Annotated in this window: 6 protein-coding genes; 2 read left to right on the top strand and 4 right to left on the bottom strand. The window is 48.0% G+C overall.

Annotated elements, in window-relative coordinates:
- Positions 1-232 precede the first annotated feature (232 nt).
- The 4 genes from FKW19_RS13850 to groES all read right to left on the bottom strand — a co-directional run bounded on the left by FKW19_RS13850 (position 233) and on the right by groES (position 6,862).
- On the bottom strand, positions 233-2,464 hold the full coding sequence (locus FKW19_RS13850) for an HAD family hydrolase (RefSeq protein ID WP_116100272.1): 2,232 nt from the start codon (positions 2,462-2,464) through the stop codon (positions 233-235).
- A 44-nt stretch (positions 2,465-2,508) separates the two neighbouring features.
- Positions 2,509-4,701: an HAD-IIIC family phosphatase gene (locus FKW19_RS13845; protein WP_238331335.1), complete on the bottom strand. Its 2,193-nt coding sequence runs from the start codon at positions 4,699-4,701 to the stop codon at positions 2,509-2,511.
- Between the two features lie 171 nt (positions 4,702-4,872).
- Positions 4,873-6,513: a chaperonin GroEL gene (groL, locus tag FKW19_RS13840; RefSeq protein WP_006116437.1), complete on the bottom strand. Its 1,641-nt coding sequence runs from the start codon at positions 6,511-6,513 to the stop codon at positions 4,873-4,875.
- A gap of 55 nt (positions 6,514-6,568) precedes the next feature.
- Positions 6,569-6,862, bottom strand: coding sequence for a co-chaperone GroES (groES, locus tag FKW19_RS13835; protein ID WP_026019247.1), 294 nt, complete (start codon positions 6,860-6,862; stop codon positions 6,569-6,571).
- 210 nt (positions 6,863-7,072) lie between these two features.
- On the opposite strand from groES, the gene FKW19_RS13830 reads away from it, so the two are divergent.
- Positions 7,073-7,741, top strand: a complete 669-nt coding sequence (locus FKW19_RS13830) for a dienelactone hydrolase family protein (RefSeq protein WP_089179292.1) — start codon at positions 7,073-7,075, stop codon at positions 7,739-7,741.
- A gap of 142 nt (positions 7,742-7,883) precedes the next feature.
- Positions 7,884-8,087, top strand: coding sequence for a cold-shock protein (locus FKW19_RS13825; RefSeq protein WP_003625755.1), 204 nt, complete (start codon positions 7,884-7,886; stop codon positions 8,085-8,087).
- Positions 8,088-8,104: the final 17 nt, after the last annotated feature.

The following is an 8,104-nucleotide window of genomic DNA, read 5'->3' as shown; positions in this document are numbered from 1 at the left end:
ATCACCCTCTCCATCAGGAAAAACGGTGAATCACAAGACGCCTTCAGTGTCACCTCTCGATTCAGGATTCAGTGGAACTGCTCTAGCGCATATCATATGAATGCCTACGGGGTGATGAAAATATTGGCACCAGTAATAGAAAATCAGAAGTGGTATAAATTCTGAATATAGAAAGGAATATTAAGTTGCATGGAGGTTTAAAAATCCTCCATGCAATAAATAACAAAGAGTTTTATTTAGAAGTCTTTTTGATGTGTAAAGGTGTAAATGGAATTTCATCACTATCTAAGATAAAATCTCTCATATCATTAGTAGAAACAACTTCTCGGAAGCCTGCACGTAAATAGACTTCTCGGCAGGGCGTATTATCCGGGGTTTCCTTAAGCTGCGCAGTGATATCTACATCATTTTTTTGTTCAGAGCGAAGAAATTGAACTGCTTCGGCAACAACAAATTCGTCAATTTCCATACCCAGAACGCGGCAGCTCATAACGTATTGAACAATTTCTGTACCTTTAATGTAAAGCACACCAACCAACCCGTAATCGGTAAATCTGTCTTTTACCCGGAAGCTTAAGAGTTTGCCCCCATCTTTAAGAAAATCAGAGACATCTTCAAAAGACCAGCGCTTGCCTGTCGTGTTAAACTGATTAGTCTTGTTGGTTAGTTCAAGGGCACGGCCAAACTCTGGCTGATCTGTGCTGGTAATGACCGTAAAGCTCACTTCGCAGTTGAGAGAGGCCAGAAAGTCATCTCTGTCCATGGAAGAGCGTGTTTCTTCGCGGTCTATTTGGCTACGAATCATTTCTTCCCGGCGGCTTGATTCCTCTGTAAGGCGTGCAACCTGTGTTTCGGCGGCCCAGAGCAGAATGCGGCGTGTGAGGTAAGGGTTGCCCCCAATTGCGCGGATTTCTGGGAAAGCAGACGTAACAGCAGCGCGCTCAACAGGGTTGTCATCCACAAAAATAACGCTTTTGGGCTTGATATTGAACTCCTTACAGATTTCAGAGATATTTTGTGCCTTCGGAGTCCAGTTGATTTTAACAGATGCAAAATCGTCTAGTGAAATAAAGTCTGGATCAACAACATCGGTCCATCTTTCTTTCACGTAGTCATAGTCATTTTTGGAGCAGATCGCGACCAAGATCCCGCGCGCACGTAGATGATGGATTGCCTCCCAGATTCCCAAGGGCCAACCATCTGTACGTGGCCACGGGCGTGCTTCTGGGCGGTAATGTTCGGCAATCTGTCCCCGCCACAATGTATTATCCAGATCGAATATAACCGCCTTAACTTGATCGATCTGTTTTACGCTACGGTAAGTTGTAACGGCTTGCCGGAAAACAGCATCTACAAAGACATCCCGCTTAACTGGGTAAGATTGTTCCAGAGGAGGGATAGGTTCGTTTCTGGCAATGGACCCAAAATCATCCCAGTCTTGAAATGCAACAGCACCATGAGAGTAGAAATAGATCATGTCATCCAGAACAAATCGTTTTCCGATGGTGCTGGCAACCGCATCTATATCTACAAGATAGGCATTATTGTATTCAGCAACTTTTGCACTGAGATATTCATTCAGCCGTCGTACAATAGCAGCAATATCGTTCATGCTGCCGCGCCCATGTATGCTGGAAGCGCTATTCATTTGCGGTACAATAAAATTGGACACAAACGCCAGTAGCCCATGCTGTTTATTATAGACCATAGCTGCATCCAGCATGACATCAATAACAGCAAAAGCATCTTTCAGGATTGTATTTGCAAACCCTTCTTCATTAAAGCGAAAGCCCCATACAATACGATCTGTAATGACAGAACGTAGAGGAATTTGGATATATTGGAAGTCATACTCCCCAACGGGAGCGGGGGGGGCAGGGGGCAAAACACTGACAAAGTTATAAGGAACATAGTCAAACGTAATAGCAGGATAACGCTGCTGAAACTGCTCCAGATACAGTGCTGTCAGGCACGAACCAATTAGCAATACCTTTTTGACGTCTGTCGGCGTAACTTCGAGATCCGTAGGGAAGAGATATTCTGCCTCTGGAATGCCAGAGGCTTGCGCAGGCATTGCTGAAGGCACAGCCGATACGGCTGGAGCTGGAGCTGGAGCTGGAGCTGGAGCTGGAGCGCTGTTGGCCGGGTTTTGCTGCAATATAAAGCGTGTATTTGAATCCTCCGGCGTTTCTAATTGCATGGTTAGAAGGCCTTCCGGATTTTTAACAACTTTTGCAGCACGCCACATCAGTTCTCCATTTTCTTTCAGAAATAGGAGTTTGTGGTTTTCTATTCTCCAGAAAGCCTCATTAGGATGAGAATAGCCAGCAATCTTTCCGTCCGGCGCAAGCTTGAGAGTTGTCGTGAGAGGAGACTGTCCTTCCGCGCCAAAAGTCCACGTCATTTCGGTAAGTGACGGAGACAGAACAGTAGATTGTCCACAAAAAGTTTTAGTTTCTATCATGACAGTCCCGAGATACCTCAAGTATTGGAAAGTGTGGCTATGCGTTACGCAGCAGGCAAAAGAGAAAGAATTCTGTCAGAGATCGCTTTATAAGCCGGTCGGTCAAAATGAGCGCCCCCAAACATGCCGTCTTTTGCTAAATCGTCTTCAGAACGTACGATATCGTTGACATCAATGTAATCAAATCCGTACTTTTCAGCCAGTGGACGGACGATGGAATTGATTTCACCAAAAAATTCTAAAAGCTTATGATCGCGCCCGACAGCTTGGTTAAGTCCAATGATGATAACTTTCTTTTGCGCTGCCATCATGCGGTTAAAAATATAACGTAGATCTTTCAAGAAAAGATTTTTGTTAAACCCTCCAAGGAAAACAAATTCATTTCTAAAGAAGTCCCACTGTTCTTGTGAAACGTGTTCTACACCATATTTATTTATAAGATCGCTATAGGAAACGGATGTATAATCAAACTTATCTTTGGGGCCGCCAGGAAGATGGTAGGGCAGGCCGAAATGGCCCATAGGTACAATCATACCTGTTGTTTTGGACTGATAAAGGCCGTGGAAAGATTCCTGCGAAAAAGACAGAACATACACATCTGATGTTTCTTCAATAACATCAGTTTTAAAGCGTCCATCAGGCATGCCGGGAAGATGGGCAATAATTTCCCTGTTCCGGTCATCTTTCAGGTCACGCGTTAGAGCGACAAACCGCGGGGAGGCAATGATTTCCCAGCCTTCGTAAGCGTAGTTCAGCTCTTCGAGTGTATCGACCTTTGTGCGCAAAAAGTTGGATGTCATCATCATATCGCAAGCGCCGCGAATGCACACTTTGAGGCGCTTTGCTGAGGAAGAGGATGCTTCTGTTGAGGTATCTACATCTTCAACAACATTGATCCAGTCAACAATCGGATCTTCAAGTTTAGAGCCAACTTTACCTTGAATGGGAACGCGGCGTTCCCCCAGTTTGCGCCATACAAACTGTTCAACCCCCATGTTCATGGTGCGGCAGGAAAAGAGGAAATGCAGAAACTCATCTTTACGTGAAAGATAAAATCCGCAAATGCCATAATTTCCGTAGGCATCGGCTACTTTTACATAGCCAACATCCGTATCAAAATCGGCCTCTACTTCTTCCTTAAAACGCAGCCGTGCTTTTTCAATATCTTCTGGCCAACGATTTTTGGTGAAATTAAGCTGGTTTGTCCGGTTCACAAGGTCATGAATGCGGGGGAACTCTGCTTCAATATCAGCATGGAAGCTGACACGAATATCGCTTTTGCGTAAGAAAGCCTCATTATCGCCGCCTGTTGCTGCCATATCCTTGTGTTTGGATTCTAAAACCTGATAGCGCTTGAGGCGACTATGTTCTGGGTCTGGCTTACCCTTAAAGCGCGGATTATCCAGCAAGGATTCCAGAACATCAGGCTCAGCCACATTAAGTTCTGGCACAAAATGCTTGGCTTCGTTTAGGTTTGTAACGTTATCATCAACAAACATAACTGTTTCAGGGCGGAGCTGGATTTTTTCGATAATATCCTGAACCAGCGGTCCTTTTGGCCCCCATGAAATGCGGGGGAAAACAAAATCATCCCATATGCCAAGCTGTTCTAGGCGCGCTTTAACGTCTTCAAACGTATTGCGTGAGCAGATGGCGTTGACAATACCCCGGCTATTCAGTGTTTTTACAATATCAATATTGCGCTGAATGGGGGAAATTTCCCCTTCAGATAAAGTGCCTTCCCAGAAAGTATCATCCAGATCCCAGATAACTAGCCGAATACCTTCTTCCTTTGCTGCCGGAGCAGAAGATTTTGCAGTTTTGGCATCGGGCTTCTGGGAGGCTGCTTGTGGCGCTATTTTTTTAGGTTGTGCAGGAACAGTAGGGGCGGGCAGTTCGCTGGCAAGAAGAAGATGGCTGGGAATATTTGCTTTTGATGCCTGTAGCGCGAAAAAAACGCCCCATTGCGGGTCATTATGAGGAAAGCTTACGAGGGTAATAGAATCCTGATTGTCAAATATACCTTCGAATCTCCAGATCATTTTCCCGTGGATATCGAAAATTTCTAATAAATTCTCGGTCAATTTCCATGAGTGTTCGTTGGTATGTGTGTAGTCTTTGATAAGACCATCAGATCCAAATCGAAGAGAAGTTGTTAGAGGAGGATGATTAAGAGGGCCCCAAGTCCATACAGTGGATTCAAGTAATGCTTTGGTTACGCTAAAATGAACTGCCACGGTTACCTCTCATCTGAGCCAATGTTTTCATATTATCGATATTATAGTTAGTATACTGTAATTCATGAGATACTGAAAGTTTCAAAAAAAAACTGCCCTCCTTTCAGAGAGCAGTTTTCTTTAAACTGGTGATACGGCAAGTTTATTGCCGTATCAATGGGTTGGAAGGACTTAGAAGTCCATACCGCCCATGCCACCCATGTCAGGGCCGCCAGCCGGAGCTGCTTTTTTTTCCGGGCGTTCTGCAACCATGGCTTCCGTGGTGATCAGCAGGCCAGCAACAGATGCTGCATCCTGCAGAGCCGTGCGGACAACCTTGGCCGGGTCAATAATACCGGCTTCAACCAGGTTCTTGTATTCGCCAGCCTGAGCGTCGAACCCGAAGTTGTAGTCGTTATTTTCCAGCACCTTGTTTGCAATCACAGCGCCGTCTTCACCAGCGTTGTGAGCGATCTGGCGCAGAGGAGCCTGCAGAGCGCGGCGGATGATGTCACCACCAACGCGCTGGTCATCATTGTGGTAGTGCAGGCCTTCCAGCTTCAACGTAGCGCGGGCCAGAGCCGTGCCACCACCAGGAACAATGCCTTCTTCCACAGCAGCGCGGGTTGCGTGCAGGGCATCGTCAACGCGGTCTTTGCGTTCTTTCACTTCTACTTCGGTGGAACCACCAACGCGGATCACGGCAACACCGCCAGCCAGCTTGGCCAGACGTTCTTGCAGCTTTTCACGGTCGTAGTCGGAAGAGGTTTCTTCGATCTGTGCACGAATCTGCTTAACACGGCCCTTAATGTCATCGGCTTTGCCAGCGCCATCAACAATGGTGGTGTTTTCTTTGTCGATGTGCACTTTCTTGGCGGTGCCAAGCATGTTCAGGGTAACGGTTTCCAGCTTGATGCCCAGATCTTCGCTGATGACCTGACCACCCGTAAGGATAGCAATGTCTTCCAGCATAGCCTTGCGGCGATCACCAAAGCCCGGAGCCTTAACAGCAGCAATTTTCAGGCCACCGCGCAGCTTGTTAACAACCAGAGTTGCCAGAGCTTCACCGTCAACGTCTTCTGCAATAATCAGCAGCGGACGACCGGACTGAACAACGGATTCCAGCAGCGGCAGCATGGGCTGCAGGGAAGACAGCTTCTTTTCATGGATCAGGATGTAGGGGTTTTCCAGATCCGCTGTCATCTTTTCCGGGTTCGTCACGAAGTACGGAGAGATGTAGCCGCGGTCAAACTGCATGCCTTCAACAACATCCAGTTCTGTCTGGAAGTGCTTGGCTTCTTCAACCGTGATCACGCCTTCGGAGCCAACTTTCTGCATGGCTTCGGAGATCATCTGACCGATTTCAGATTCACCGTTTGCAGAAATCGTACCAACCTGAGCGGTTTCCGCCGGGGTGGTAACTTTCTTGGCGTTCTTCTTCAGCTCTTCGATAACAACGGCAACAGCCTTGTCGATCCCGCGCTTCAGATCCATCGGGTTCATGCCAGCGGCAACAGCCTTGTGGCCTTCACGCACGATAGCCTGAGCCAGAACCGTAGCCGTTGTGGTGCCGTCACCAGCAATGTCATTGGTTTTAGATGCAACTTCACGCAGCATCTGAGCGCCCATGTTTTCGAACTTGTCAGCCAGTTCGATTTCCTTGGCAACGGAAACACCGTCCTTGGTGATGCGGGGAGCGCCGAAGCTCTTGTCCAGCACCACGTTACGGCCTTTGGGGCCCAGCGTTACTTTTACAGCGTCAGCCAGAATATCCACACCGCGCAGCATACGCTGGCGTGCGTCTGCACCAAACTTTACGTCTTTGGCAGCCATTGAATTTCTCCTGTGAAGATCGTTCTGAAATTAAATAATGCGGATCAGCGCAAAATCAGGCGGTTACCACGCCCATGATGTCGCTTTCCTTCATGATCAGCAGCTCTTCGCCATCGATCTTCACTTCTGTGCCGGACCATTTGCCAAACAGGACACGGTCACCAGCCTTAACATCAAGCGCCACAATCTGGCCCTGTTCATTCCGGGCACCCGGACCCACTGCAACCACTTCGCCTTCCATAGGCTTTTCCTGAGCTGTGTCAGGAATAATGATTCCGCCAGCGGTCTTCTGTTCGCCTTCAAGGCGACGGACAACTACCCGGTCGTGTAAGGGACGAAACTTCGTCATTATGGATCGCTCCACATTCATTTTTGGGATGGTGCCCTTAACAGAAAGCAGCCCCATCCACTTTGTCGCGCGTAACATAACGCCGCGTTACGTTAGCACTCCCACCCCGGGAGTGCCAGAAAAGGAGATAGGTCTGGCCAAAGGCAGAGTCAAGGAATGTGGATAAAGTTTCTTTTTGCTGTAACGTAAGAACAGATAGGAGGTGCTCGCATGGGTCATATCACTACACTTCAGGCTGCGGATGGACATGAATTTTCCGCGTGGGAAACCGAAGGTAGCCATCATCCTTACACACTTGTGGTGCTTCAGGAAATTTTTGGGGTGAACCACCATATCAGGCAGGTTTGCGAAAACTTTGCCAAGGCCGGATTCCACGTTATTGCGCCAGCTTTGTTTGACCGCGTGCAACGTGGGGTGGAGCTGGATTATTCCACAGCAAGCGTGGAAAAAGGCAAGGCGCTGCGGGCGCAAATTCCGCTTGCTAAAACACTGTTGGATATTCAGGCAGCCGCCTCAGTGTTCAAGCCGCGTAAGGTGGGCATTATCGGCTATTGCTGGGGTGGTACATTGGCGTGGGAAGCTGCATGTAGAACGGATGACTTTGCAGCCGCTGTTGGCTGGTATGGGGCAGGTATTGCCGCCAGCCGGAATGAGACTCCGCGTTGCCCCGTAGAGCTGCATTTCGGTGAACAGGATACAAGTATTCCGCATACTGATATTGCAGCCATTCGACAGGCGCGCCCGGAAGTTGAACTTTACGTGTACGACAATGCAGGGCACGGCTTTGGTTGCCCAGAAAGAAGCTCTTTTAATGCCAAAGCTTATCAGGAAGCGCAGGAACGCAGCATTAATTTCCTGAAAAGCAATATGAATCCGTAGTGTTTTTTCCTGTCCTCGTCATGGCCTATTATCGAATTATGATTGACAATTGTGGCTGGTCATGGGGGGATGGGGTATATCCTGAACCGCACACGGTGTGCAGCAGGACAAAACGTTGAGAAGAACAAGGACTATCCCGCTCATGCCGACCGGTACAGTAAAATGGTTTAACGCCACCAAGGGTTATGGCTTTATTGCCCCAGATGATGGCGGTAAAGATGTGTTCGTGCATATTACCGCAGTGCAGGCAGCGGGTTTGCGTGGCCTGAATGACGGACAGAAAGTTTCTTTCGATCTGGTTGAAGAACGCGGCAAGCAGGCTGCAACCAATCTGAAAGTAGATTGATTTTTCAGGCAGGGCCG

The organism is Acetobacter sp. DmW_125128 (assembly GCF_008704325.1).
Taxonomy (GTDB): Bacteria; Pseudomonadota; Alphaproteobacteria; order Acetobacterales; family Acetobacteraceae; genus Acetobacter; species Acetobacter oryzifermentans.
The sequence above is the reverse complement of the archived record's forward strand: the minus strand, read 5'-3'. Positions and strand labels throughout refer to the sequence as shown.

Excerpts from the sequence above, each read along its gene's own strand:
- FKW19_RS13850 (WP_116100272.1), bottom strand. The coding sequence starts at position 2,464 with ATGATAGAAACTAAAACTTTTTGTGGACAATCTACTGTTCTGTCTCCG.
- groL (WP_006116437.1), bottom strand. The coding sequence starts at position 6,513 with ATGGCTGCCAAAGACGTAAAGTTTGGTGCAGACGCACGCCAGCGTATG.
- groES (WP_026019247.1), bottom strand. The coding sequence starts at position 6,862 with ATGACGAAGTTTCGTCCCTTACACGACCGGGTAGTTGTCCGTCGCCTT.
- FKW19_RS13830 (WP_089179292.1), top strand. The coding sequence starts at position 7,073 with ATGGGTCATATCACTACACTTCAGGCTGCGGATGGACATGAATTTTCC.
- FKW19_RS13825 (WP_003625755.1), top strand. The coding sequence starts at position 7,884 with ATGCCGACCGGTACAGTAAAATGGTTTAACGCCACCAAGGGTTATGGC.